At 65.9% G+C, this 25851-nt stretch carries 27 protein-coding genes; 6 read left to right on the plus strand and 21 right to left on the minus strand.

From position 1 onward, the window contains the following. Nucleotides 1-11 precede the first annotated feature (11 nt). On the plus strand, nt 12-686 hold the full coding sequence (locus tag RIA72_RS13155) for a CDP-alcohol phosphatidyltransferase family protein (RefSeq protein ID WP_350032509.1): 675 nt from the start codon (nt 12-14) through the stop codon (nt 684-686). Between the two features lie 9 nt (nt 687-695). On the opposite strand, the gene RIA72_RS13160 is transcribed toward RIA72_RS13155, so the two are convergent. Further along, nucleotides 696-1589 carry a prephenate dehydratase gene (locus tag RIA72_RS13160; RefSeq protein WP_350032510.1) on the minus strand — a complete coding sequence of 298 codons (894 nt, stop codon included), beginning with the start codon at nt 1587-1589 and terminating at the stop codon, nt 696-698. 170 nt (nt 1590-1759) lie between these two features. Between RIA72_RS13160 and RIA72_RS13165 the strand changes: the two genes are divergently transcribed. Together RIA72_RS13165 and RIA72_RS13170 are read left to right on the plus strand one after the other, a co-directional pair. Beyond that, nucleotides 1760-2392 (plus strand): c-type cytochrome, encoded by a 633-nt coding sequence (locus RIA72_RS13165; protein WP_350032511.1) that lies wholly within the window; start codon nt 1760-1762, stop codon nt 2390-2392. Next, a complete protein-coding gene (locus tag RIA72_RS13170) occupies nt 2392-2820 on the plus strand; it encodes a c-type cytochrome (protein ID WP_350032512.1) in 429 nt (142 codons plus the stop codon). The genes RIA72_RS13165 and RIA72_RS13170 overlap by 1 nt, the downstream gene beginning before the upstream one ends. Before the next feature lie 110 nt (nt 2821-2930). Here RIA72_RS13170 and RIA72_RS13175 read toward each other — a convergent pair whose 3' ends face one another. Together RIA72_RS13175 and RIA72_RS13180 are read right to left on the minus strand one after the other, a co-directional pair. Further along, the gene (locus RIA72_RS13175; protein ID WP_350032513.1) at nt 2931-3806 is read right to left on the minus strand and encodes an LOG family protein; all 876 of its coding nucleotides are present in this window, start codon (nt 3804-3806) and stop codon (nt 2931-2933) included. Nucleotides 3807-3865: 59 nt separating this feature from the next. Continuing rightward, nucleotides 3866-4567: an extensin family protein gene (locus tag RIA72_RS13180; protein WP_350032514.1), complete on the minus strand. Its 702-nt coding sequence runs from the start codon at nt 4565-4567 to the stop codon at nt 3866-3868. A gap of 171 nt (nt 4568-4738) precedes the next feature. Between RIA72_RS13180 and RIA72_RS13185 the strand changes: the two genes are divergently transcribed. From RIA72_RS13185 to RIA72_RS13195, 3 genes are all read left to right on the plus strand, one after another. After that, complete coding sequence (locus RIA72_RS13185; protein ID WP_350032515.1) at nt 4739-5866, plus strand: phosphoserine transaminase; 1128 nt, start codon at nt 4739-4741, stop codon at nt 5864-5866. A gap of 104 nt (nt 5867-5970) precedes the next feature. Next, entirely contained in the window at nt 5971-7557 is a 1587-nt protein-coding gene (gene serA / locus RIA72_RS13190; RefSeq protein WP_350032516.1) for a phosphoglycerate dehydrogenase, read from the plus strand. A gap of 171 nt (nt 7558-7728) precedes the next feature. Then, a complete protein-coding gene (locus RIA72_RS13195) occupies nt 7729-8841 on the plus strand; it encodes an ATP phosphoribosyltransferase regulatory subunit (RefSeq protein ID WP_350032517.1) in 1113 nt (370 codons plus the stop codon). A gap of 3 nt (nt 8842-8844) precedes the next feature. Here the strand turns inward: RIA72_RS13195 and RIA72_RS13200 are convergent, their stop codons facing one another. From RIA72_RS13200 to rimP, 18 genes are all read right to left on the minus strand, one after another. Further along, on the minus strand, nt 8845-9222 hold the full coding sequence (locus RIA72_RS13200) for a DOPA 4,5-dioxygenase family protein (protein WP_350032518.1): 378 nt from the start codon (nt 9220-9222) through the stop codon (nt 8845-8847). Between the two features lie 51 nt (nt 9223-9273). Beyond that, a complete protein-coding gene (locus RIA72_RS13205; protein ID WP_350032519.1) occupies nt 9274-10188 on the minus strand; it encodes a hypothetical protein in 915 nt (304 codons plus the stop codon). Next, nucleotides 10185-10994 carry a hypothetical protein gene (locus RIA72_RS13210; RefSeq protein WP_350032520.1) on the minus strand — a complete coding sequence of 270 codons (810 nt, stop codon included), beginning with the start codon at nt 10992-10994 and terminating at the stop codon, nt 10185-10187. Before RIA72_RS13210 ends, RIA72_RS13205 begins: the two co-directional genes overlap by 4 nt. Beyond that, complete coding sequence (locus RIA72_RS13215; RefSeq protein ID WP_350032521.1) at nt 10991-11680, minus strand: hypothetical protein; 690 nt, start codon at nt 11678-11680, stop codon at nt 10991-10993. Before RIA72_RS13215 ends, RIA72_RS13210 begins: the two co-directional genes overlap by 4 nt. 17 nt (nt 11681-11697) lie before the next feature. Further along, nucleotides 11698-13473: a hypothetical protein gene (locus tag RIA72_RS13220; RefSeq protein WP_350032522.1), complete on the minus strand. Its 1776-nt coding sequence runs from the start codon at nt 13471-13473 to the stop codon at nt 11698-11700. After that, a complete protein-coding gene (locus RIA72_RS13225; RefSeq protein ID WP_350032523.1) occupies nt 13463-14218 on the minus strand; it encodes a hypothetical protein in 756 nt (251 codons plus the stop codon). The genes RIA72_RS13220 and RIA72_RS13225 overlap by 11 nt, the downstream gene beginning before the upstream one ends. 232 nt (nt 14219-14450) lie before the next feature. Further along, a complete protein-coding gene (locus RIA72_RS13230) occupies nt 14451-15656 on the minus strand; it encodes a hypothetical protein (RefSeq protein WP_350032524.1) in 1206 nt (401 codons plus the stop codon). 38 nt (nt 15657-15694) lie between these two features. Beyond that, a complete protein-coding gene (locus RIA72_RS13235; protein WP_350032525.1) occupies nt 15695-16099 on the minus strand; it encodes a hypothetical protein in 405 nt (134 codons plus the stop codon). Between the two features lie 10 nt (nt 16100-16109). After that, nucleotides 16110-16535, minus strand: coding sequence for a hypothetical protein (locus tag RIA72_RS13240; protein WP_350032526.1), 426 nt, complete (start codon nt 16533-16535; stop codon nt 16110-16112). Next, nucleotides 16528-16782 carry a hypothetical protein gene (locus RIA72_RS13245; RefSeq protein ID WP_350032527.1) on the minus strand — a complete coding sequence of 85 codons (255 nt, stop codon included), beginning with the start codon at nt 16780-16782 and terminating at the stop codon, nt 16528-16530. The genes RIA72_RS13240 and RIA72_RS13245 overlap by 8 nt, the downstream gene beginning before the upstream one ends. A 15-nt stretch (nt 16783-16797) precedes the next feature. Then, nucleotides 16798-17076, minus strand: coding sequence for a hypothetical protein (locus RIA72_RS13250; protein WP_350032528.1), 279 nt, complete (start codon nt 17074-17076; stop codon nt 16798-16800). Between the two features lie 2 nt (nt 17077-17078). Continuing rightward, complete coding sequence (locus RIA72_RS13255) at nt 17079-17393, minus strand: hypothetical protein (RefSeq protein WP_350032529.1); 315 nt, start codon at nt 17391-17393, stop codon at nt 17079-17081. Nucleotides 17394-17546: 153 nt separating this feature from the next. Continuing rightward, nucleotides 17547-19385: a tetratricopeptide repeat protein gene (locus RIA72_RS13260; protein ID WP_350032530.1), complete on the minus strand. Its 1839-nt coding sequence runs from the start codon at nt 19383-19385 to the stop codon at nt 17547-17549. 160 nt (nt 19386-19545) lie between these two features. After that, nucleotides 19546-19953, minus strand: a complete 408-nt coding sequence (rbfA, locus tag RIA72_RS13265) for a 30S ribosome-binding factor RbfA (RefSeq protein ID WP_350032531.1) — start codon at nt 19951-19953, stop codon at nt 19546-19548. A 51-nt stretch (nt 19954-20004) separates the two neighbouring features. Next, on the minus strand, nt 20005-22548 hold the full coding sequence (infB, locus tag RIA72_RS13270) for a translation initiation factor IF-2 (RefSeq protein ID WP_350032532.1): 2544 nt from the start codon (nt 22546-22548) through the stop codon (nt 20005-20007). 17 nt (nt 22549-22565) lie between these two features. Beyond that, nucleotides 22566-23324, minus strand: a complete 759-nt coding sequence (locus RIA72_RS13275; RefSeq protein ID WP_350032533.1) for a DUF448 domain-containing protein — start codon at nt 23322-23324, stop codon at nt 22566-22568. Next, complete coding sequence (nusA, locus tag RIA72_RS13280) at nt 23305-24939, minus strand: transcription termination factor NusA (RefSeq protein ID WP_350032534.1); 1635 nt, start codon at nt 24937-24939, stop codon at nt 23305-23307. The genes RIA72_RS13275 and nusA overlap by 20 nt, the downstream gene beginning before the upstream one ends. Next, the gene (gene rimP / locus RIA72_RS13285) at nt 24939-25484 is read right to left on the minus strand and encodes a ribosome maturation protein RimP (protein ID WP_350032535.1); all 546 of its coding nucleotides are present in this window, start codon (nt 25482-25484) and stop codon (nt 24939-24941) included. The genes nusA and rimP overlap by 1 nt, the downstream gene beginning before the upstream one ends. Nucleotides 25485-25851: the final 367 nt, after the last annotated feature.

Genomic DNA, 25851 nt, shown 5'->3' on the forward strand with positions numbered 1-25851 from the left:
AAAGGGTCCGCATGAGCAAGCTCGAACCCGGTGCCAAGGCGCCGGTCCGTATCCAGCAGAATATTCTGGCGCGCAGCGAACGCCGCCTGCTCAACTGGCTGTGCGCACGACTCCCCGCCTGGGTGACGCCCGACCAGCTGACGGCGCTGGGGTTTGCCGGGGCGGCGCTCGTCGCCGCGGGCTATCTGCTCAGCTGGCTCGACAGCGAATGGCTGGGGCTTTCGCTGGCGGGCTATATCGTCAACTGGTTCGGCGACTCGCTCGACGGCAGCCTCGCGCGCTGGCGCGGGATCGAGCGGCCGAACTATGGCTATTTCGTCGACCACAGCGTCGATGCGATCGCGACCCTGCTGATGATCAGCGCGATCGGCATGAGTCCCTATATGCGGCTCGACGTCGCGCTGATGGCGGTGATCGGCTATTTCCTGCTGTCGATCCACACCTTCATTGCGGCGCGAATCCTCGGCGAATTTCGCCTGTCCTATCTTGCCGGCGGCCCGACCGAGCTCAGGCTGATGCTGATGGCGATGACCGCTTTGATGCCGGTGATCGGCGGCGCAGACATTGCCGGCACCAATTTTTCGGTTTTCGACCTGTTCGCGCTCGTCGTCGCGAGCATCCTCGTCACGCTGTTTATCGTCCAGACCTCGACGACCGCGCGGATGCTGCGTCGCCGGGGCAACTAAACCCCTCAATCAAGGGCGCGGGCGGGCCTGCGCATAGGTGCCGAGCAGCCGCAGCGACTTGGTCTGGAAGTCGAGCTCCTCGAGCGCGCGGTCGACCCGTTCGTCGCCCGGCGCGCCAACGATGTCGGCATAAAATTTCGTCGCGGCGAAGCTGCCGCCGGTCTGATAGCTTTCGAGCTTGGTCATGTTGACGCCGTTGGTCGCAAAGCCGCCCAGCGCCTTGTAGAGCGCAGCGGGAATATTTTTGACCTCGAACATGAAGGTCGTCATCAACGGTCCGGTCAAGGCGGAAAGATCGCGCAGGGGCTCGCGCGCCAGCACGACGAAACGCGTCATATTATGGTCCGCATCTTCCATTCCGGTGCCATGCAGCGTCAAACCGTAAAGTTCGGCGGCGTGCGGCGGCGCCAGCGCCGCGAGCCCCACTTCGTCGCTGTCGGCAACCCAGGCCGCCGCGCCTGCGGTATCGCTATGCGCGACCGGCGCGATGTTGTTCGCGCGCAGCCAGTGGCGGCATTGGCCCAGCGCCTGCTCGTGACTCATCGCGCGCTTCACCGGGCCGAGTCCCCGACTCATCAATCCATAGCGGATCGGCAGGAAATGCTCGCCAACGATCGAGAGACCTGATTCGGGTAGCAGGAAATGAATGTCGGCGACGCGGCCGTGCAGGCTGTTCTCGATCGGAATGATCGCGCGATCGACGCGGCCTTCGCGCACGGCATCGATCGCATCCTCGAACGCATAGCAGGGCAGCGGCAGCGACTCCGGATCATATTCGCGCGCGGCAAGGTCGCTGTTGGCGCCCGGCGCGCCCTGGAACGCCAGCCCGCGCGCAGGCTCGGCGAGTGCCAGCGTGCGCATTTTGTCGACCAGATGCTGCGCCGAAGCCGAATAACTGCCCATGACTGCCTTCCCACGCTGGAGCCGCGGCGCATAGCGGCACCGCCGCGACCGCGCAAGGCGAGCCGTCCGCCGATTTCATCCCCTTGCGCCGCCGCCGCCGCGCCAGTAAGGGAGCCTCCAAATCACAAAGGCGCCCATCGACGGGCGCCCGCTAACGGGGCTGTTAGAGCATGGACAATCGCAACAATACCATTGCCGGCTGGGTGCTGTTCGCCGGCATTTGCGCGCTGGGCCTGACCATCGGGTCGAGCATGTTGTTCGCGACGCACGCCCCCGAAAAGCCCGGATATCCGATCGAAGATGCGGAAGCGGGCGCAGGCGGCGGCGATTCAGCCGTGCCGCTCCCCAACCTGCTCGCCGCCGCCGATCCGGCGAAGGGCGAAGCGGTCTTCGCCAAATGCGCGGCGTGCCATACGATTGACGCCGGCGGCGCCAACGGCATCGGCCCGAACCTCTATGGCGCGCTCGGCAAGGCGCATGGCCATGTTCCGGGCTTTGCCTATTCCGCCGCGCTGAAGGGCGTTCCCGGAAACTGGGATTTTGCCGGCATGGACGAATGGCTGAAAAGCCCGCGCAAATATGCCCCCGGCACAAAAATGTCCTTCGCGGGCCTCAGCAGCGCCGAAGACCGCGCCAATCTGATCGTCTATATGAACGCGCAGGGATCGAATCTGCCTCTGCCCGCCGTCGAGGCAGCACCCGCGGAAACCGCCGAAGCGGCCGAAGGGGATGCCGCCGAAGGCGCGGCGGCGGATGGCGAAGCCGCGGCGTCGGCCGCTGCACCGGCCGAAGCAACGAAATAATGCGGACTGCGCCCGTCCTGCTGGCGGGCGCGATGCTGCTCGCCGGCTGTGGCAAGAACGAGCCGTCCCCGGCCGACGCCCCGGCGGCCAGCGAACCGGCTGCCGAAGCACCTGCGGTCGAACCGACCGCCGCGATGGGCGAGCAAGTCTTTCGCCGTTGCGTCGCGTGCCACACGGTCGACAAGGGTGGACGCCACGGGATCGGTCCGAACCTCCACAGCATTGTCGGCGCGCGCGTCGCGGCCAGGCCCGATTTTTCCTATTCGGGCGCGATGAAGGCCAAAGGCGGTGTTTGGGACCAGGCCGCGCTCGATGCCTATCTGAAGGCGCCGATGAAGGACGTCCCCGGCACGCGCATGGCCTTTGCGGGGGTGATCGACGAGGCAGATCGCAAGGCGCTGATCCTGTATCTGGCTGAGCAGAAATAGGGCAATAAACCGTCGCCCCGCGCAGGCGAGGGCCGCCGTAGGCAAGACTCAACCGGCGCTGCGCAATCGGGACAGCGGCCCCCGCCGACGCGGGGGCGACGACATTGTTCTCAATGCTGCTCGTCGATCGCCGCGTAAAAATCCTGGATAATCTTCCACGCCTCGTCCGCCGTCTCGACGAACTGGAAGAGGCCCAGGTCGCGCGCGCTGATGACGCCTTCCTCGACCAGCGCCTCGAAATTGACGACGCGGTGCCAGAATTCCTTGCCGAACAGCACGATCGGGATCGGCTTGATCTTCCCCGTCTGGATCAGCGTCAACAGCTCGAACATCTCGTCGAATGTGCCGAATCCTCCCGGAAAGACGCACACCGCGCGCGCGCGAAGCAGGAAGTGCATCTTGCGAAGTGCGAAATAGTGGAACTGGAAGCTGAGCGACGGGGTGACGAAGCGGTTGGGCGCCTGCTCGTGCGGCAGCACGATGTTGAGCCCGATCGATTCGCGTCCTTCATCGGCCGCCCCGCGGTTCGCCGCCTCCATGATCGACGGACCGCCGCCCGAACAGACGACGAAATGACGGCACCCCTTGTCGTCGCAGGGATATTGGCTCGCAAGCCGCGCGAGCGCGCGCGCCTCGTCATAATATTTGGCCTTGGCCTTGAGGCGGCGGGCAATGTTGCGCGCCGCATCGTCGGTCGCCGCCGCTTCGAGCGCGTCGGCCTGCGCCGGTTCGGGAATGCGCGCCGAGCCGTAAATCACAAGCGTCGATTCGATCCCCGCCTCGTCGAGCAGCAGTTCGGGCTTCAGAAGCTCGAGCTGGAAGCGGACGGGACGCAAATCCTCGCGCAACAGGAAATCATCATCCTGAAACGCCAATCGATAGGCAGGATGCGCGGTTTGCGGGGTCGTCGTCGCCTGTTGCGCGAACTGTGCGTCATCCTTTGCCTTGTGGAAACGCGAACGATGGGGTTGTTTATCTTCTGCCATTAACGAGCGGCTATACGCTTCGCGTGACTTTGCCAAGTCAGCCACCTTCGCCCTTCCGCTCAGCGGCAGTAACCGTTGCCGCTCATGTCGAAGTGGAAATGATTATAATGGGCGGCATTATAATCGGGACCCAGCACCGTCCCGAACCGGCGACATGCCGATTTGTGAAGCGCGCGCAGGAAATCCTGCGACGCCATATCGCCTTTCCATCCCCCATCGAGGAGGATGCGCCGCCCGTCGGCCAGGACAAAGCCCGACACGTCGATCGCGTTCGAATAGGCGTGCTGCGACAAACGCCCCGACCGGCCGCCGTAGATGTTGCGGCAGCTGTACGTGCCGAAGGTTTCGATTCGGACCACCTCGGTCCCGAAATAGCGGCGCGCGGCGGGCTTCACGGCATAATGCGCCCACGCCGCAAAATTGCGCGCGAGCGGGCAGGTCATCGGCCCCAGTCCCGAAACGGGCACGCCGACATCGAGCAGCTTCACCGAATCGATCGAGGTGCAGCCGCCGCCATGATCCTGATTGGGCAGCGGGGTGAAGCGCACGCCGGCCTGCTGAAGGTCGAACGCGCACTGCTGCGCTGCGGCGCTGGTGAAGGATGGCGTGCCGACGGGTTGCGGGCGGGTGGGCTTGGTCGCCGCGGCGCGGCTGTCGCCGCCCTTCTTCATCACGTCGGGCGAGCCGAAACAGGCGGATAGCGCCAGCGCGGCGGTGGCGGCGATCAGCGTCCGGGGCTTCAGGAACGATGCGAAGGACATGGCCGTCAAAATACCGACGAAATGGTTAACAGTCCGTATACCTTTCGCTCTGCTCGTCGAAAATTTCGTGCGGACGGTGCAATTTGTTTGACAGTTGCGCCCTGCTCCCTAAACGCGGCGCCGGGCCACGCGGTCCCAACGCCGCGCGAGCTCTCTGCAAGGAGAGACTATATGAGTGAAGTGACGACGCCAGAGGTGCGCCCTGCGCGCCCCTATTTTTCTTCCGGTCCCTGCGCCAAGCCGCCGGGATGGACCCCCGAAAAGATTGCAACCGAATCGCTGGGCCGTTCGCATCGCGCGAAGATCGGCAAGTCGCGACTCGGCTATTGCATCGATCTGATGCGCGAGCTGCTCCGGCTTCCCGACACGCACCGCATCGGCATCGTTCCGGGCAGCGACACCGGCGCCTTTGAAATGGCGATGTGGACGATGCTGGGGGCGCGCCCCGTCACTACGCTCGCCTGGGAAAGCTTCGGCGAAGGGTGGGTCACCGATGCCGCCAAGCAGCTCAAGCTCGATCCCACCGTCATTCGTGCGGACTATGGCGAACTCCCCGACCTCAGCCAAGTCGACTGGTCAAACGACGTGCTCTTCACCTGGAACGGCACCACCAGCGGCGTCCGCGTCCCCGACGGCGACTGGATCGCCGCCGACCGCGCGGGGTTGAGCTTCGCCGACGCGACCTCGGCCGTATTCGCCTATGACCTGCCGTGGGACAAGATCGACGTCGCGACCTTCAGCTGGCAGAAAGTGCTCGGCGGCGAGGGCGGGCACGGCGTACTGATCCTGGGGCCCCGCGCGGTCGAACGGCTCGAATCCTACACCCCCGCCTGGCCGCTCCCCAAGGTGTTTCGCTTGATGTCGAAGGGCGCGCTGGCCGAGGGCGTTTTCAAGGGCGAAACGATCAACACCCCCTCGATGCTCGCGGTCGAGGATGCGATCTTCGCGCTCGAATGGGCGAAGTCGCTCGGCGGGCTCGACGGCCTCAAGGCCCGCAGCGATGCAAACGCCGCGGCGCTCGACAAGATCGTGGCGGAGCGCGACTGGCTGAGCCATCTCGCCGCCGATCCGGCGATCCGTTCGAAAACCTCGGTCTGCCTGTCGGTGGCGGGCGCCGATGCCGACTTCATCAAGAGGTTCGCCGGGCTGCTCGAAAAGGAAGGCGCGGCCTATGACATCGCGGGCTATCGCGACGCCCCGCCGGGGCTGCGTATCTGGTGCGGCGCGACCGTCGACACGGCCGATATCGAAGTGCTCGGCCCCTGGCTCGATTGGGCCTACGCCGAACTTCGCAAATAATTCCATCGTCATTCCGGCGAAAGCGGGAACCCAGTGCTGCCACCGCCAACGCTGGATCTGGGTCCCCGCTTTCGCGGGGATGACGAGAAAAGAGGAACAGCAAAATGACCACCCCCAAAGTTCTCATCAGCGACAAGATGGACCCCAAAGCCGCCGCGATCTTCAGGGAACGCGGCATCCATGTCGATGAAATCACCGGCAAGACCAAGGATGAGCTGATCGCGATGATCGGCGAATATGACGGCCTCGCGATCCGGTCGGCCACCAAAGTCACCGCCGACGTCCTCGCCGCCGCGACGAACCTGAAAGTCGTCGGCCGCGCCGGCATCGGCGTCGACAATGTCGATATTCCGGAGGCGTCGAAAAAGGGCGTGATCGTGATGAACACGCCGTTCGGCAACAGCATCACGACCGCCGAACATGCGATCGCGATGATGTTCGCGCTCGCGCGTCAGATCCCCGAAGCGAACGCCGGCACCCAGGCGGGCAAATGGCCGAAGAATGATTTTATGGGCGTCGAGCTGACGTCAAAAACGCTCGGCCTGATCGGCTGCGGCAATATCGGCAGCATTGTCGCCGAGCGCGCGATCGGCCTCAAGATGAAGGTCGTCGCCTTCGATCCCTTCCTGACGCCTGAGCGCGCGATCGAACTCGGCGTCGAAAAGGCCGACCTCGACACGTTGCTCGCGCGCGCCGACTTCATCACGCTGCACACGCCGCTCACCGACCAGACGCGCAATGTTCTGTCGCGCGAAAATCTTGCGAAGACCAAAAAGGGCGTGCGCATTATCAACTGCGCGCGCGGCGGGCTGATCGACGAGGCCGCGCTGAAAGACGCACTCGAATCGGGCCATGTCGCGGGCGCGGCGCTCGACGTGTTTCAGACCGAACCGCCGGCCGCCGACCATCCGCTGTTCGGCGCACCCAATTTCATCTGCACCCCGCACCTCGGCGCATCGACCGACGAGGCGCAGGTCAACGTCGCGATCCAGGTCGCCGAACAGATTTCGGACTATCTGCTGACCGGCGGCATCACCAATGCGCTCAACGTCCCCAGCCTGTCGGCCGAGGAAGCGCCGAAGCTGCGCCCCTATATGAGCCTCGCCGAAAAGCTGGGCAGCCTTGTCGGCCAGCTCGCGCACGACAATTTGACCACAATCTCGGTCGAGGTCGAGGGCGCGGCCGCCGAACTCAACTTGAAACCGATCACCGCCGCGGTGCTCACCGGGTTGATGCGCCGCTATTCGGACAGCGTGAACATGGTCAACGCCCCGCATCTGGCGCGCGAGCGCGGCCTCGACGTGCGCGAGGTACGCCACGACCGCGAGGGCGATTATCACACCCTCGTGCGCGTGACGGTGGCGACCGAAGCGGGCGACCGATCGGTCGCGGGCACGCTGTTCGGCAATAACGAGCCGCGCCTCGTCGAAATGTTCGGCATCAAGGTCGAAGCCGATCTCGACGGCGACATGCTCTATATCGTCAACGAGGACGCGCCGGGGTTCATCGGCCGTATCGGCGGTGCGCTGGGCGATGCCGGGCTCAACATCGGCACCTTCCACCTCGGCCGCCGCGCCGCCGGCGGCGAAGCGGTGCTGCTTCTGAGCCTCGATTCGGCGATGCCGGAGCCGCTGCTGTGGCAGATCTGCCAACTGCCCGGCGTGAAGACGGTGAAGGGACTGAAGTTTTAAACGACCAACGCCCTCCCCTTCAGGGGAGGGCAGCGAGACTTGGCAGCTTGCTGCCTAGTCGCAGCGGGTGGGGTCCATCGGCCTGGCGCCAAGTTGCGAGACCCCACCCCAACCCCTCCCCTGAAGGGGAGGGGCTTTCGTTTGCGGCATTCGCCGCGTAGGAGAGCCCCCATGACCAAGGCCCCCGCCCTGCTGCCCGAAGGGCTTCGCGACCGCCTGCCCGCCCAGGCCGAGGCCGCGTCGCGCGTCACGCGCGCCCTAGTCGATGCAATGCGCGCGCACGGCTATGGCCGCGTGTCGCCGCCGCTCGCCGAGTTTCGCGAAACGCTGGGCGGCAATGACGAGCGCTCGGCGCGCGACCTGCTGCGTTTCACCGATCCGGTGTCGCAGCGCACACTCGCGCTGCGCCCCGACATCACGCGGCAGGTCGGGCGCATCGCGACCTCGCTGCTCGCCGCGGCGCCGCGGCCGCTGCGGCTTTGCTATGCTGGCCAAGTCGTCAAGCTGCGCGCGAGCCAGCTTCGTCCCGCGCGCGAAATGCTTCAGGTCGGCGCCGAGCTGATCGGCAGCGACAGCGTTGCGGCGGCGCGCGAAATCGTCGGCGTCGCGATCGATGCGCTCGAAGCCGCGGGGATCGGGCCGGTGACGATCGATTTCACCCTGCCCGACGTTGTCGACCTGCTCGCGAGCGGACCGCTGCCCGTCGCGGCCGACCTCAGCCAGCTTCGCGATGAACTCGACGCAAAGGATGCCGGCGCCCTCGCGCAGATCGGCGCCGAAGCCTATCTGCCGCTGATTCGCGCGACCGGCCCGTTCGACCGCGCGATCGCCGACCTTCGCGCCTTCGATACGAGCGGCGTGCTTGGCGCGCGGATCGATGCGCTGGAGGCGATTGCTGCGCCGATCCGCGACCGCGTGACGCTGACGCTCGACCCCACCGAGCGCCATGGCTTCGCCTATCAAAGCTGGTTCGGCTTTCAGATTTTCGTGCCCGGACAGGGCGACGCGGTGGGCCGCGGCGGCGCCTATTCGATCCCCGTCGGCGAAGCCGAGGAGTCCGCGGTCGGCTTTTCGCTTTACCCCGACCCGCTGATCGACGCGGGGCTGGGCGCGGTCGATATGACCGAGCGGCGCATCTTCCTGCCCCTGGGCCACGACGCCGCGCTTGCCGCCAGCCTGCGCAGCGACGGCTGGCGAACCGTCGCTGCGCTTACCGACGCCGACGATGCGAAGCGGCTTGGGTGCAGCTGGTCGCTGGGCCCCGACGGGCCGGTCGAGGTTTAGCCGCTAAAAATCCGACACGCCAAAGCGCGGAACCCCCTGATTCAACCCCGGCGGATCGAGCACGCCCAGGTCGAGCTCGACAGGCTCGCCAATCCAGTGCGCAAGACGCGTATGGTCCGCCAGATCGTCGTCGGTCAGTGGATGGACCAAAGCGCGCAGCCCCGTCGCTTCGATCGCCGCCACGACGGCATCGCGGGAGCGCGCGAGGAAATGCACCTCATATTGCGCAATCGGGTGCGGACCGGCGGCGCCGTCGGTCATCGTCCCAACGAACAGAATCGTCGGGTCAACGCCGAACCGGTCGCGGAGCGCCATCGCCGTGGGCCGCTCGGCGGGATCATAATAGATATGGGCGTGATAGGGAGCGTCGGGGTTTGTCATGCGATTGCTGCCTTTGTCGATCCTTGAGCCCCGAACATGGCATTTCGACGATCAGAAAAAGCCGGTGCCCGCTTCTTGATAAAAAAAGGAATCAAACAGCGCCAGCACATGACGATCGTGCGCGCCCACGGGCAAAGCGGCCATAAATTCCTCGGCGCTCAGCCAGCGCTGTTCGATGCCTTCGTCGGCCGACCAGACATGGTCCTGGCGATCCGCCAGAAAGGCGCGGGCGCGCAGTTCCACCCAATCGCCGAGCCGATGATCGCTGCCGTGCGTCAGCGCCTTTACTACCGTTATTGCTTCGAAGCCGTTGGACTCGTTCACCCACACATTCGGACGACGCAGCGCCCATTGCCCTTCCAACTCGCCGGCCTTTTCGGACAGCCGCTGCGTCAGGCTGAAACCCGGCAAACGCCATTCATAACCGAACGACAGTCCGCGCGGATCGGGCGGGAAATCGCTCGACGGCGCGGCCTTGCCGGGGGCGATGCCGCGTTCGGCAAGGATGTTCGACTCTTCGTCGATCAGCAGATAAACGCGATAGCAGGCGGCGGTGGAGATTGCCCGCGGGACCCGCGGACGCGGCGCCGGTTCGCATTTTGCGAACCGCCAGCGAAGATATATTTTGATGTCGGAGATGGCACAGGCCGCCCGGCCGGCGACAAGCTCTTCCTCATCCTCCAGCAGCATCTGCAAATTGCGTTTGATGCGCTCCTTATTGTCCAGCCGGCGCAGGACGCGCGCAAGATGCCCAAGCCCGGTCGCCGCGTTCCCGCGCACCCAGGGGTCGGGATGGCCCAGCAGGTCGAGGCAGAGGCGTTCGACATCCAGCCCCTCCGGCGGGTCCATCGACAGGACAATCGGCAGCACGCGCAAATCGTCGACCGGACCGCGCGTGCGAATGTCGTCGATGGCATTGGCGGTCAGTTCGCGGTCGATCATCGTACGGAAATCCCTGTAGATCATTCCGATTGATCCCCGCCAACCGAACCGTCGCCGCCCGTCCCCGCGCCGCATTCCGCGCCATCGCCGCATTCGCTGTAGCTTTGGCAGATCGCCGTCACGCGTGCCTGGAGCCGCTCCGACAGGCTTTCGCCCGCCGGCATGGCGGGCCGGTCAAAGATCACGCGCCGCATTCCGGGATAGGCGGCCTCCCATCCTGCGCGCAATTCCCGCGCGGCGCGGGCGATTTGATCGAGATCGGGCGGGTCGGGCCCGCCGTCGGCCGGTTCGTCATATTTAAGGTCGAGCAGAAGCGCCTCGACGCGTTCGAAACGCGTCAGGAAGACGGCCATATGCTCCGCCAGATTCTGATGGCCTGCAAATTCTTCGGCCAGTGCCACAGCCAGAAATTCGGTATGATGATCGCCGCGGGGCCACCAGATGGCGCCTTCCTGAAACTGGCCGATCATCGGCGCGAGATCGAGCGGGCGGTTCATCCGCGGCAGCAGGCGGCCGAGCCGGACGATGTTCGCCTTGGCTTCGTTATGCAGGGGGCCAAAGCGGGCGGGCCAGGCGCCGCGCGATTCGCGCCCGCCGTCGCGCACCGCCCGATCCAGACCGCCCAGAAAGTCGTCGAATTGACGCTCGAAATCATCGAAGCTGCGTTCGATATAATCGGCGGCACGCGGTTCGCCTGCCCAGGCCCCCTGGTCGATATAGCAGGCGGGAAATTCCTCGCGCTCATAGGCCGCGAGATTGCCCGCGCCGCAGGCGGCGGCTGTCAGGGCCGCGGGCGCGAACAGCGCGGCGGCAAGCGATCTCGTAATCATTCCACGGCCTCCCTGCACATCTGCCGCACCTGGCCGCGCAACCGGCTTGCAAGGCTGGGGTGCCAGCCGTCGCCCAGAATATACAGCGCCGGGCGGCGGACATCGGCCTCATATGCTTCCGCAAGCGCGCCGCCAGCGAGGACCCGCAAGGCGCCGAGATCGGTGGCATCGGGGGTGTCCGCGTCCAGCAATGCCCGAGTCATGCCGAGGCGCGCCCAAAACCGTACCTTCGACCGCTCGGCTCCCGGTAGCGCAACGCTCACCATCTCGCGCAGAAAGGCCGCCCGCAACACTTCTTCACGGTCGGGTGGGTCGAAATCGGGCAGAGGAACGCCGCCGGGAATGTCTTCGATCAGGAATTTCATCGGCCACGCCTCATTTCCCGCCTCGCGCAGCGGAAGAAGGTGCGCGAGAGCGCGGTAGACAGCCTCTATCTCCGCGCGGAGGTCCGACATAGCTGCGCCATCCGGTGCCCCCTCGCCGGCGAGCACGGTTTTTTCCAGCCGCTCTGAAAAGGCGACGAAGCGCCAGTCGAACTCGCGGAAGGCTTCTTCAAACGCGCGCGCCGTCTCATTGGGATTGTCATCCACCCAACCCGCGTCCGCCGCGCAAATTTCGGATGGCGGCGCGAACCGATCTTCGGCGGCTACGGCCGACGGCATCGCAAGCGAGAGCGCGAGCGCCATGGCGACCACAAGCCGCGTCACCGGCCGGACTCCGAACACAGTGCGCGGACCTGGCGGCGCAGCCGCTCGGCAAGGCGCGGCGAACCGTCGAGGATCGCCCGTTCAAAAACGGGCCGCAGCCCGTCGCGCCAGTCGCGCACCAGCGTCTGTACGTCCGCGTCGAGCGCAGCGGCCTCAGCCCCGCCGTGCCCGGTAGCCGATGGAGCAGCGAGTCGTCGCAAACCGTAGCGGACCTTTCCAAGCGCGGTCAGGAAGGCATCGATGCGTTCGCCGGCAAGGTCGGCTGCCGCGTAATCTTCTCCCAACACCATGTCGCGGGCCAGCGCGGCGCGCAGCCACGCCACATGGCCATCGTCCGGCCGTACCGGCGCGGGGTTTTGAAACTCGAACGAACCCGCAACCCGCGCCACTGCAAGGCTGTCCGCCGGGGCCTCCACGCCGGTCAGCAGGCGCGCGAGCCGCGGCATCTGCGCGTCGAGCCGCGCTGCCAGCTGCGCGGCCGCAGCGCGGTCGGCCTTCGCCGCGCCGAGGTCGCGGGCGAGCCGTCCCGTAAAGGCGCGAAAATGCTTGTCGAACTCGTAATAGCTGTTCTTCAGATAATGCTCGGCGCGCGGGTCGGCGCCGAGCAGCCACGCCGAATCGTCCGCGCAGGGTTCGATCGCTTCGGCCTCATATCGGGCAAAGGCGGGGAAATTCTCAGGCGCAGCGAGCGCTGGCGGATCGGCCACAACGACATCCTCGAAGCGCCGCGTGTCGAGAAAGAAGAGCGCATATTCATCAGCGGTGTCCGAAAAGGCCTGGGTCGCCGGTGAACGATGGCGCTCGAAGAGCACCGCGACGCGATTGTGGCGGATCGTCGCGTCGCCGACCATTACCCGCTCATCTGGACCGAGACCGACGAAGGGCAGCGCAGGCGAAACATAGCGCTGTTCGGGAAAGGACCAGAGCCGCTGAACGCGCTCGCCGGTCGCCAGCAGACCAAGTGGGTGGAGACTCCGGTGGGCGGTCAGAAGGTTCGGCGAATAGTCGGCGACAAGCATCCGTCTGCCATCGGGACCGTAAATTTCGGTACAGACGCCTTTCGCGCCGCACACCGCGCCATTGCGCTCGACGTGGAAAGCGTAGAGGCCATAGCCCGGCGCGACCTGAAAGGGACATCCCTCGCCCGCCTCGCCGAAGGGATCGGCGACAAGTGCGGGGAGGATGTCCCGCCCGTCCTTGTCGCGCAGCCCGCAGGCCGCGCCGGTACGCCAGATGGTCAGCGCTTCATCGCGGTACGCCGCCGTCACGTCGGGAAGCGGCGGCGGCATTCGCTCGACCTCCTCCGCATTGGGCTCGTCGGCCAGTCGATCGGGCTCGGTTGATAGCGCCAGCAAGGCGATGTTGCCCTTTTCAACCCGGCGATTGAGGCGCAGATTCTCCTTGAGCGCAGCCTCGGCCTCCTGCCACGTCGAAAAGGGCATGACCTCGCGCGGCTCCCTATCGAGGCCGTGTAGCCGCTTCAGCTCGCTCGTGAAGCGGGCATGGGGATCGCCGGATTTGCTATCGAAACGCACGATATTGCTGACGATGACGGCCAGCCGTGGCTCTTCCTCCGCCGCCGTTTCGCAGATGCTGCGCGGTTCCTGGACCGGCTCCTGCATACATTGGGCGTAGAGATAGCCCCAGCGTTCGGGCTCACCTACCGCCTGCACCGACGCCGGAAAGGCCAGCGCCGCCCCTGCAAAGAGGCTTGCGACGATCCGCTGCGCCCACCGGGCCGCGTACCATCGGGGCGAGTTGCTATTTTTCATAGGTGTAAGTCGCGCGGCAAACCCATGCACGCGCGCCGCTTTCGCCCGTGGAACGACAGGTTCGCTTGCCACGATCGATCACGGTGCCGCCCTCGGCCTTGGTGCGCCGATCGCCATTAAAATATAAATAGTTAGTGGCCGTAAATTCAGTTTCCCCAAATCCTTCGGCATCAAATAAAAAGCGGCTGGCAACAGCAGGCTCGCCCTCATAGGGCTCGTCGCTGTCCTGCCCGCGCGGCATCACATATTTGGCCGACACCCAGCCGGTCAGGCACGGCCCCTCATAGGGGCGGACGCTCCCCACATTTTCTTCGGCCCGGCATGTGTCATCGGTCGGCAGGTAGCCGTTCGCCTGATAGACAATGCCGATCCAGCTGCCGCCCGCATTCTGGTCGCATATATAGACGGGCGCATCGTCCTTCAGCTTGTCGATGCGCTTCGCCTTGACCGTCGGGCCTTCGCGCACGGCGAGGAAATCGTCGGCACCGCCGGGCAGATTGGCGACCGATCCCACACCGCGGCACGCATCGGCATGGGGGCCGCCGGTGCCGACGCGAACGGGACGCTGGAGCGAGGCAGGCATTTGTGCCGCCGCCGGATCGCCCTCGGCCTTCTTTGCCGTCGCGACATCGATCGATGCGGATTGCGCGGGCGGCGGCGCGGCATTTTGCTGGCCGAGCAAATACATGACCGCGCCGACGAGCAACACGATCACCGCGACCAATCCGCCAACCGTCTTGTTCATACGCTGTCACCCCCGTCAAAAGCCGCATTCGAAACCGCTGCATCACGCGCTTCCCGGGCGGGCTGGACCGGAACGGGTGGCGGACCACCGCAAAAGGCCATGCCACCGCCGCCGCTGCACCCGCCCGAACGACCGGACAGAAGCGCCACCGACACCGCACCGAGCGCAAGAACCGCCACGGCGATACACGCGGCCGCTAACCGGCGACGCCTTCCCTGCCGAGGGCGCACGATCATGATCCCACGGCCGCCTCAACCCGCTCGATCCGCCGATGCGCATCGCGATTGGCCGCGTTCATCGCCTGCCACGCCTCGGCGATGCCCGCCAAGGGCGTGCGCAGCGTCACCGTGCCGATCCGCCCATCCTCCAGCCGCATGGCAAAGCTTGCGGTCAGAAAGTCCGCCTTGGGATGAAGGATCCACCCCATCTCCTTCGCGGTCGGTCGCATCGCGGCATGGATGCGATAGCTTGCAAAGCTGGTGTAAAAGGCCGGGGCGTTTTCGGGAACGGCATGGAAGCGAACCGGCGCGCCCAGCGTGCGCCGCGATCCGTCGCGCATCTCGACCGCCAGCGTGGCCCCCTCACTCTCGAGCAGGATGTCGAACATATAGGCCTGGAAGTGGAGACGCGGGCGCTGCACATAGCGGCCCACCGCCTCGGTCATCCCCGTTCTTTTGGCCAGCTTGCGCGCCTGGCGGATTGTTGCGGCATCGAGATCCTCCCGCTTCTGGCGCAGCATCTCGACGCTGAACGCCCATTGGCCGATCCCATGTTCGAGCGGTCGCCCGTCCGTCGCCTTCACCGCTTCGTTGGTTGCGGCGACGTAGGTAATCCCGCTCACCGACGGGCCTGCCGGAACGGGGCCGCGATTGTCCGCCGGGCGCCAGCGCGCAGGGGCAAAGGCCGCGCCCCTCGAATATATATCGCCCACCTTGTTCCACGCGAGACCGCGCACGAACCCGGCCTTGTCCGTCACCAGCTCGACGCCGGGTAACAGGGGCCCGGAAAGCTGCGCGCAAAAGCGATTGTCGCCGCGCGTCCGGTCACAAAGACGTTCGAGGGCGGGGCGATAAAATTGTCCCTTGCACTTGGCGATATTGGGCAAATGCTGGGCCGCCTGGCGTTCCAGCGCGGCCAACCGGCGGCGCTCCTCAAATTCGGCCATGTTCAGCTTGTGCGTGGTCTGCAGGGCCGCTTTTCGCTCTGCAATATCGTCGGCGACCCCCTCGAACGAATAGGCGGTTACACAGACTTCGTGGTTCCAGTTGGCGTCGGCGAACGCGGGTCGCTTCGCCGCCGACGCCTCCTGTTCGGCGGCAGACATGCTGCCGCCCCAGGGCGAGGGAGTGAGAGGTAGGGCGGGCTGGGCGTGTACACCGGCGGGGCCCGATGCCAGCACGGCCGGTAGCGCGATCGCCGCAAGAAACTTGGATTTCATATGGTCCTCCACTCCGAAACGGCGCACGCGGCGCGGGATCAAGGAACGAGCGGCGCCCCGATGTTGCGGCAAAAGTCACGCATTTCGAACGCCTTCATGCGGGCGGGATTGCGCATGTGCCCGTCGATATGAAGGTCGTTCAGATAGTCGGCCTTCTCCGACAAAAGCCGCTTCAGGCCGGAGAGCTGGCGCGGGAAGCGGTCGGCCAGGCGGGATTCTTCGAGCGCGACATAGATGGCGTTGGCGGTGCAAACGAGCTTGTCCGCCGCACGGCCGCATGTCGCCGTCATGCGGTGGCCCGATTCGCAGGCATCGACCGGCGGAACGGCCTGTTTCCACATCACGTCGAAATAGCGGTAGATATCGTCGGAAGTTTCAGCCTGCGCGGGGGCTGCACCGGTACTCGCAAACATCAGCAGCGCGGCGCCGATCAATTTCTTCATTCTTTCCTCCTCAAGGATAACCGGAGCCGTAATAGGTCGGGTGGGGAATGCAGGGACGGCCGTTCAACGTCGCATCATAGGTATAAATGCCTGTCAGCGACGGCGGCCGCCCATCCGAATACCAGGTGGCGTTGTAGCCGCGCCCGCCATTCGCCCAGTGGGGACAGCGATATGCGCTCGAATAGCGGCGGTCGTGGCCCCGGCGCGGATACCGCGCGCGATAGCCGTCATCCTCGTCCAGCCGGCGGATCGCCGCGCGCTTCGCTTCCAGGCACACGCTGTCGTGCCCGACGAAGCGCCCGTCGCGATAGACCGAGCATTGCTCATAATCGCCGCGGGAGAGCGATTGGGCTGCCGCCGGGGCCACACCGGCGGCAAGGGCCAGGCTCCCCCCGATCGCCGCACCCCCGATCGGCAGACACCAAATCCTAGTCACGGTAAAAGACGGTGAGAGTGCAGAGATAATAGCGATAGCTCTCATTGCCCTTTGGCGCGCATTGGCATCCATTATATCCGCTGATCCGATCGCCATAAGCGCGTTTGGCAGAGGCCCGTGCCTTCGCGCAGCCTTCCGAACGCGAATCGCCCGTGGCTTGTATCTGGGTGGTTTTGGCGAGCGCCGGAGCGGGCATCCCCGCCAATCCCAAAGCAACGACTGCGGACAATATCCCGATTTTCTTCATCGTTTGTTCCTTCCCTCAATTCGAACTTGTGCGAACCAGAACTTCATATGTTACCCGGCACCAATAGCCGGCCGACGGGCCGTTCCCCTTCGATGCGATCGGTGCGCAGGTGCACCCCTTGACGTTCAGCCCCAGATATTTGCGCGCCTCGGCCGCGGCGCGCGCACGCGCATTGGTGCAGCCCCCGGCCTCGCTGCGCCCCGGGGCTTCGACCGTCCGCACCGCCCAGCGCGCGTCCTGTGCGGCGGCGGGCACGGTGAGCAGGGTCAACAGCGGGAAAAGGCGCCGCAACATCGTCAGCGCTGGACGCTGCGGCTTTCACGCACCAGATAGGTGTAGCGCACGGTGCAATAGTGACGCTTCAACCACGGCTTCGCCTGGAGCACGCGGTCGGACGAACTTTTGCAGCTGCATCCTTCGTCCTGTCGGCCACGCGCTTCGCGGTAGGCGATCGATTGACGGGCCTTCTCGCACGCCGCGCTTTGGCTGTCGTCGCTGGCCGACGCCGAACCCGAAGTTCGGACCAAAGGGGGCTGCCCCCACGCAGGGAGACCCGCTCCACTCGCGGCAAATGCGACGGCGATCGCCAGGCTGCTCCACCTTTTACCCATCAGAACTTCCCTCCATCGGCTTCGGCTGATTTCGGGAAGTTGGAGGACGCGGCCGATGAAAATCTTTGTCGCGCCGCTGAAAAAGAGTGAAAAATCTTTCCGGCAGATTCTGAAAATTATGAATTACAATCTTTTCAGATGGTTGCTGCCTCCTCAGCGTGGCGGCGGCGTACCGATCCCGGCCAATCGTCTAGCCTCGCCAAGCGAAGGATAGGTCGCCGGGAGCCCATCGGCGGCCCCCAGCGCCGAGAGGCAGGCGCGTCCCGACTGCCGCGCCGCAGCATCATCGCGGCGCGCCAGCGCGATCTGCCCCGACAGGCAATGGAGGCGGGCGCGCCACGGATGCTCGGGCATGAAACCGCCGCTGTCCATCGCCTGCGATGCGCGGCGGCGCTCGTCCTCCGCTTCGTCGACCTTTTCCAGAGCCGCCAGCGCCCGTGCCCAGCGCATGTGAAAATGCGCCGCCTTGCCCTCGCGACCATAAAGCACCCGCGCACCGGTCCGCCGTGCTTCACGCAGCAGCGTATCGGCGCGATCCGCCTCACCCAACTGCGCCTCGGCAAGCGCCAGCTCGCTCATCACATAGAGCGTCCAGAAATGGTCCGAACCCAATGTTTCGCGATAGCGCGCGAGCAGCGGGCGCAGGGTCGTGCGCGCCCCCTCCCAGTCCCGCTGCCACAGCGCGGCGATCGCGCGGCTGTAATCGGGCGAGAGCGATTCGGGATGGTCCGCACCCAGCGACGCGTCAAAGATCGCGCGGGCGCGTGTCAGATGGATCTCCGCCTTTGCAAACTCGCCCGCCGACACCAGAAAGTCGCCATAATCGGCGTGCGCCCAGCCGGTCAGCGGATGCGCGTCGCCAAGGGTGGTCTGGCGGATCGTCAGATGCCGCCGGAACGCCCCATCGGCCAGATCGAAGCGCGCCAGTTTTCGCAAGCTGAGCGCCTGGAACCATTCGGCATCGGCGCGGTCGGCCGACGGCAAGCCCTTGGCATCTTGCAGCACGCCGGCGAGCGCGGTCGCCGCCCGGTCATATTCGCCGATCTCGAACTGCAACTTCGCGCGGACGATCCGCGCCGCGCCAAGCTGGGGCGACCGCGTCGCCTCTGCAACCTGCTCGGCGCGCAGACATATGCGCTCGGCGCGGCGTGTTTCGCCCGCCAGCCGCAGATTTTGGCACAGACCGATATCCACCGGCACGTTCTGACGCGCGAGGACGCCATGGAGGCGCGTGTTCAGCACCTGCGCACGGTCGAAATGGCTGACCGCCTTTTCATATTCGCCCCAGCCCGAAAAAGCCTGCGCGATCGTACGGTGAAGGATCGCACGCGTCGCCGGGTCGTCGCGCAGCCGGTTGTCGATCGTCGCCGCGGCGCGTTCGACAACCTGCCGGACCGACTGGTCGCGATAGTTGGGCGCATAGGGATCGGCGGAGGCGAGCAGGTCCGACGAGAGGAACGCCAGCAGAACCTCGACCTCGCGTTCCTGTTCGGACAGCTGCGCGCGCGCGGTCATCGCGTTCCAGGATGCAAGCCCCGCCGCGACAAGGCCGATCGCCGCAACCGCGACGGCTGCGCTTGCAATCATACGCTGCCGGTCGCCGAACAGCCGCGCGCGCAGGCGTGACCAGGCTCCATGCGAGCCGGGCACCGCCGTGGGCGGGGCGGCTGTGCGCCGGACCGGGCCGACCAGCCGATAACCGCTGCCATAGACGGCCTCGATCCTCGCGCCATCCTCGCCCAGCGCCTGACGCAACCGGCCGATCGCCTTGGCGAGCGAATTTTCATGCACGACCCGTCCGGGCCACCCGGCCTCGAGCAGTTCGTCCTTGCCGATCGGCGCATCGACGTGGCCGAGCAGCGCCGCGAGCAACGCCGCACAGCTGCGGTCGATTTCGACCGCCCGGCCATCGACGGTCAGCCGCCCGCTCGCTTCGTCGAACAGGACATGGCCGAACTGCCAGCGGCCGGATTCGCTGTCTTCTACCCCCATGCGCCTGTCATAACCGCAAATCGGCACCGCACAATGCGCACGCGCGCTATCGATCGTCTCGCTGCGGGAGCAAAAGACTGTAGGGGCCGCCTTTGCCGAGCGCATCGCGCGGCTGACCGATCGCCGGGCTCAACGAAGTTTCGTGAACTTCGGCCCGGACCTAATCGCGGTTCTCGCCGCCCCCGGTCAGGTCGCGCGCCACCTTCGGGTCGCGAAGCAGGCGGTCGATATGACTCGCCTCGTCGAAGCTTTCGTCGGCAAGGAATTTGAGCTTTGCCGCATATTTCATACGAATGCGGTGCGCCACTTCGCGTTGGAGATAGGCGGTGTTGGTGCGCAGCGCCTTCAGCACCGCCTCCTCATCCTTGCCGAGCAGGGGCTTTACAAAGACGGTCGCGTGGCGAAGGTCGGGCGACATGCGCACTTCGGTGACGCTGACCGGATGCGTCGCAAGCACATCGTCGTGCACGTCGCCGCGCGCGAGGATTTCGCTCAATACATGGCGCACCTGTTCGCCCACGCGCAGGACGCGTACCGACGGGCCCTCCGATTGATCCTTGTGGCGCATTGCTCTTTTCCTCCTGCACCCCCGCGCCGGCGAGGGTGCAGGGATGGTTCATTACAGCGTACGGTCGCGCAGTTCGACCTCGAAGACTTCGAGATGGTCGCCCGGCTTGATGTCGTTCGTATCCGCGAGCACGACGCCGCATTCGAGGCCCGCGCGCACTTCGGCGACATCGTCCTTGAAGCGGCGCAGCGAGGCGATCGTCGTTGCCGAGACGATGACGTCCTCGCGCGTGAGGCGCGCGTGAAGCCCCTTGCGGATCGAGCCTTCGAGAACGAGCAGGCCGGCGGCCTTGTCGCGCTTGCCCGCGGGGAAGACTTCCTTGACCTCGGCGCGGCCGACGACGTTCTCGATACGCTCCGGACCCAGCTCGCCCGCCATCTCCTTCGCGACCTCGGCCGTCAGGTGATAGATGACGTCATAATACATGAAGCGGACTTTTTCGCGGTTCGCGATCTCGCGCGCCTTGGCATTCGGGCGGACGTTGAAGCCGATGATCGGCGCCTTGGTCGAGGCCGCCAGCGTCACGTCGCTTTCGGTGATCGCACCGGCCCCCGCATGGAGCACCCGGACACGGATCTCGTCGGTCGACAGCTTGTTGAGCGCGTTGACGATCGCCTCGACGCTCCCCTGCACGTCGCCCTTGATGACCACCGGATATTCGATGACATTCGCCTTGTCGGCGAGCGCCGAGAACATGCCTTCGAGGCTGACCGGCGCCTGCGCCGTGCGCTTCTTGAGCGCCTGTTCCTGACGATAGGCAGCGACTTCGCGCGCGCGCGCCTCATTCTCGACGACGGTGAGCGTATCGCCTGCCATCGGCACGCCGCCAAGGCCGAGGACCTCGACCGGCATCGAGGGCCCGGCCTGCTTCACCTGCTTGCCATGATCGTCGACGAGCGCGCGCACGCGGCCGCTTTCGGCGCCGCAGACGAAGACATCGCCGACCTTCAGCGTCCCGCGGCGGACGAGGATCGTCGCAACGGGGCCGCGGCCCTTGTCGAGCTTCGCCTCGATCACCGTGCCTTCGGCGGCGCGATCGGGGTTCGCCTTCAGCTCCATGATTTCGGCCTGCAGCGCGATTGCGTCGAGCAGCTTGTCGAGCCCGGTCTTCTTCAGCGCCGACACTTCGACATTCTGCACGTCGCCGCCCATTTCCTCGACCACCAGCTCATGTTCGAGCAGACGCTCGCGCACGCGCTGCGGATTGGCGCCGTCCTTGTCGACCTTGTTGATTGCGACGATGATCGGCACGCCCGCGGCCTTCGCATGGTTGATCGCCTCGATCGACTGCGGTTTCAGCCCATCGTCGGCGGCGACCACCAGAATGACGATGTCGGTGACGTTCGCGCCGCGCTGGCGCATCTCGGTAAAGGCTTCGTGGCCCGGCGTGTCGAGGAAGGTGATGACGCTGCCGTCCTTCGCCTTCACCTGATAGGCGCCGATATGCTGGGTGATGCCGCCGGCTTCGCCCGCCTGCACATTCGCGCCGCGCAGCGCATCGAGCAGGCTGGTCTTGCCGTGGTCGACGTGACCCATGATCGTCACGACCGGCGCGCGCGGCTTCAGCGCCGCCGCGTCGTCGACATCCTCGTCGTGGCGGATGTCGATGTCGGCTTCGCTGACGCGCTTGATCTCGTGCCCGAATTCGGTGACGAGCAGTTCGGCCGTGTCCTGATCGATCGTCTGGTTGACCGTGACGGGCATCCCCATCTTGAACAGTGCCTTCACCAGATCGGCGCCCTTTTCGGCCATGCGGTTTGCGAGTTCCTGCACGGTGATCGTGTCGGGCACGATGACTTCGCGCACCTGCTTTTCGCGCGGACCCGACGAGGTCATGTGCGAACGCTTTTCCTTTTCGCGGGCGCGTTTCAGCGCCGCGAGGCTGCGCGCGCGCGCGCCTTCATCCTCGTTGAGTGCGCGCGTGACGGTAAGCTTGCCCGACTGGCGGCGATTTTCGCCGCCGCGGTTGGCCTTGGGCTCGGGGCGCTTCGGCTCGGGACGTTTCGGCGGCTCGACCGGGGTGAAGCGCCGCGGCGCGGGGGCCGCAGTCGCCGCCGCAGGACGCGGGGCAGCTTCCGCAGGACGTTCGGCGGGAGCGGCAGCCGCCGGCGCGTCGACCGCGGGCTCCTGTTGAGCCGCGGGAGCGGGGGCAGGCTCGTCCGCTTTCGCCGCGGCCTGTTCCTCGCGCTTCTCGGCGCGCGCCTTTTCTTCCTCGGCGGCGCGCGCACGCTCGGCCTCTTCGCGGCGGCGATTTTCCTCGAGCGCGGCCATCCGCGCTTCTTCGGCTTCGCGCAGCAGTTGCGCCTGGCGTTCCTGGCGCGTCATCAGGCTGTCCGGCTGGGTCGCCTTCGGCGGCGCCGGCCTGGGCGCAGGCGCGGGCGTCGGCGCCGGGGCGGGCGCAGCCTTTGCTTCTTCGGCCTCAGGAGCCGGTGCGGCCTCGCCCGGACGACCCAGCACGCGGCGGCGCTTCACCTCGACCACCACCGTATTGCGGCGGCCGTGGCTGAATTGCTGCTGCACCTGTCCGGCCTCGACCGTCCGCTTCAGGCCCAGGGGCTTGCGGCTAAGGGTCGGCTTGTCCTGTTCGTCACTCATCGAAAACCATCATTCCTTCAAAACGCGCCCGAAGCGACGGAAGCCGCGGACGTATCCCCTGTTCCCGGCGTGCGGGAATCCGTACTCGAAACGCGATCGGCCGCGTCCCTACTCCATCCGGTGAAAAACTGCCAGCGGCTCAAATGCGCCAGCACCCGGTCGGCGGCGCGGGCGTCGACAATCGCCAGATGCACCGCATTCTCACGCCCCAATGCCATAGATAGGGTGCCGCGGTCCACCGGCAAGACCATGCCCTCGCGGCCCGAACCTTCGTCATCCTCGCCGACACGCCACGCTTGCGCCAGTTTTTTGCGCCCATCCTCGCCCGCATCGCTGGCGTGAAGGAGCAGGCGAACCTGCCCGCGCCGCGCCGCCTGTTCGATCTTGTCATTGCCGCTGATCAGCGTGCCGGCGCGCGATTCGAGGCCGAGCCGGTCGAGCGTCGCGCGCGCGAGCTGCGCCTCGATCCGCGCGCCGAGATCGTCGGGGATCGCAAAACTGCCCTCGTGAAGCGCGCGCGCAAGGCCGCCCTTGAGCTTGCCTTTGGCTTGCGCGGCCTCGAGATCGGCGCGCCTCACGCCGATCCACGCGCCGCGCCCCGGCGCCTTGCCGTGCACATCGGGCGCGATGCTGCCGTCGGGGCCGAGCGCAAGGCGCACAAGCCGCTCCGCCGGCGAAACCTCGCCGGTGACGACGCAGCGCCGCTCGGGCACATGGTTGCCGCGCCCCTTTGCGCGGTCGGTGTCGCCTAGCTGATCATTGCGCGGGGTCCGCATCGGCGGCCTCCCCGTTTTGCGGCTCCGTCGCGGGCCCGGCTTCGGGCTCGTCCGCAAACCAGTGCGCACGCGCCGCCATGATGATCTCGTTGCCCTGCTCTTCGCTGAGGCCATATTCGCCCAGCACGCCGCCCTTGTCCTCGGCGCGCTCGCTGCGCGCCGGACCGCGGCGGTTGTCGGTGCGCTTCTTGGCGATCAGCTCGTCGGTCGCGAGGTCGGCGAGATCGTCGAGCGTCTTGATCCCCGCCTTGCCGAGCGTGACGAGCATCGCTTCGGTCAGGTGCGGAATATCGGCCAGCGCATCCTCGACGCCCAGCTCGCGGCGTTCGGCGCGGGAGGCTTCCTCGCGGCGTTCGAGCCCTTCGGCGGCGCGGCTCTGCAGCTCCTGCGCGAGTTCCTCGTCGAACCCTTCGATGCTCGCCAGTTCGTCGAGCGGGACGTAAGCGACTTCCTCAAGTTCGCCAAAGCCTTCGGCGACGAGCAGCTGTGCGAGCGTTTCGTCGACGTCGAGTTCTTCCTGGAACATCGTCGAGCGTTCGACAAATTCGCGCTGGCGCTTCTCACTCGCGTCGGCCTCGGTCATAATGTCGATCTGGCTGCCGGTCAGCTGGCTGGCGAGGCGGACATTCTGGCCGCGGCGGCCGATGGCAAGGCTCAATTGATCGTCGGGAACGACGACTTCGATGCGGCTGTCATCCTCGTCGATCACAACGCGCTGCACCGTCGCGGGCTGAAGCGCGTTGACGACAAAGGTTGCCGTGTCTTCGGACCAGGGGATGATGTCGATCTTTTCGCCCTGCATTTCCTGGACGACCGCCTGCACGCGGCTGCCCTTCATCCCGACGCACGCGCCGACGGGGTCGATGCTGCCGTCATAGCTGATGACACCGATCTTGGCGCGGCTGCCCGGATCGCGCGCGGCCGCCTTGATCTCGATGATGCCGTCATAGATTTCGGGCACTTCCTGCGCGAACAGCTTTTTCATGAAGTCGGGGTGCGCGCGCGACAGGAAAATCTGCGGCCCGCGCGTTTCGCTGCGCACCGACAGGATCAGCGCGCGAACACGGTCGCCGACGCGCATCAGTTCGCGCGGAATCTGCTGGTCGCGGCGAATGACGCCCTCGGCGCGGCCGAGGTTGACGACGATGTGGCCGAACTCGACCGACTTGACGACGCCGGTGATGATTTCGCCCGCGCGGTCCTTGAACTCTTCATACTGGCGCTGACGGTCGGCTTCGCGAACCTTCTGGAAGATCACCTGCTTCGCCGACTGCGCGTCGATGCGGCCCAGGTCGACCGCGGGCAGCGGGTCGACGATGAAGTCGCCGATCTTGGCATCCTTCTGCAGCTTCTGGCCCTGCGCGAGGTCGACCTGCTTGAAATAATCCTCGACGCTCTCGACCACCTCGACGACGCGCCACAAGCGAAGGTCGCCGGTCTGCGGATCGAGCTTGGCGCGAATATCGTTCTCGGCGCCATAACGTGCGCGCGCCGCGCGCTGGATCGCTTCCTCGATCGCCTCGATGACGATCGCCTTGTCGATCATCTTCTCGCTGGCGACCGAATTGGCAATCGCAAGCAGCTCGGCCTTGTTGGCGGAAATGGCAGTGGCCATCAGTCCTGTCCTTCTTCTTCCATTTCGTCGGCGCCCTCGGTCGAGAGCGGAACGGTTGCGGCAATCAATTTGTCGGTGAGAACGAGCTTCGCCGTGTCGATCGCGTCGAACGGCAGCTTGTGCTCGACCCCTTCCTTATCCGATATCATCACGACATCGCCGTCGATGCCGAGCAGTTCGCCGTTGAACCGCTGGCGTCCGTCCAGCTTTTCCTTCAGCGCAATCTTCGCCTCATGCCCCGCCCAGTCGGCGAAATCGGCGCGGCGCGTCAGCGGCCGGTCGATGCCGGGCGACGACACTTCGAGCCGGTAGGCGGCGTCGATCGGATCCTTGCCCGCCTCTTCCAGCGCGTCGAGCCGGTCCGAGATACGGCGCGACAGGTCGGCGCAATCGTCGATCGTCAGCTGGCGCGTGTCGGGCCGTTCGGCCATCACCTGCAAGGTCGGATCATGGTCGCCGCCAAAAAAAGCGACGCGCACGAGCGCCAGGCCCATCGCCTCGGCTTCGGGCGCGATGATCGCGTTGAGGGCGTCGAAATCGACCAAGCTTGGTTTCCAAATCGGACGACCGGAAAGCCATGCAGGAAAAGCCGCCGCGGCCCGCGGCCCCGACGTCCCAACTGGCTAACCATGTCAAGAAGTGAGGCGGCATATAGGCCGATCCAGGGGAGTCGGCAAGGGGGAATGGTGGCGATGACGGATATCGCCGTTCCCGACGACGCCGGAGGTCGTCGGCCGGTTTCGACCGAAAGCGGCCATGGCCGCCTAGGCGGCTTTGAATAAGATTCGCGCAGAGGCGCAGAGAGCGCAAGATCGAAGTTTTCGCCCCCGTGATCTCATGGCAGCCCTCACCTTACAGGTCGCCCGACATGCCATGAAACATTTTATTTGGCGTTTCCGCGTATAAGGCGGG

The sequence above is a fragment of the Sphingopyxis sp. genome, assembly GCF_040216815.1.
GTDB lineage: Bacteria > Pseudomonadota > Alphaproteobacteria > Sphingomonadales > Sphingomonadaceae > Sphingopyxis.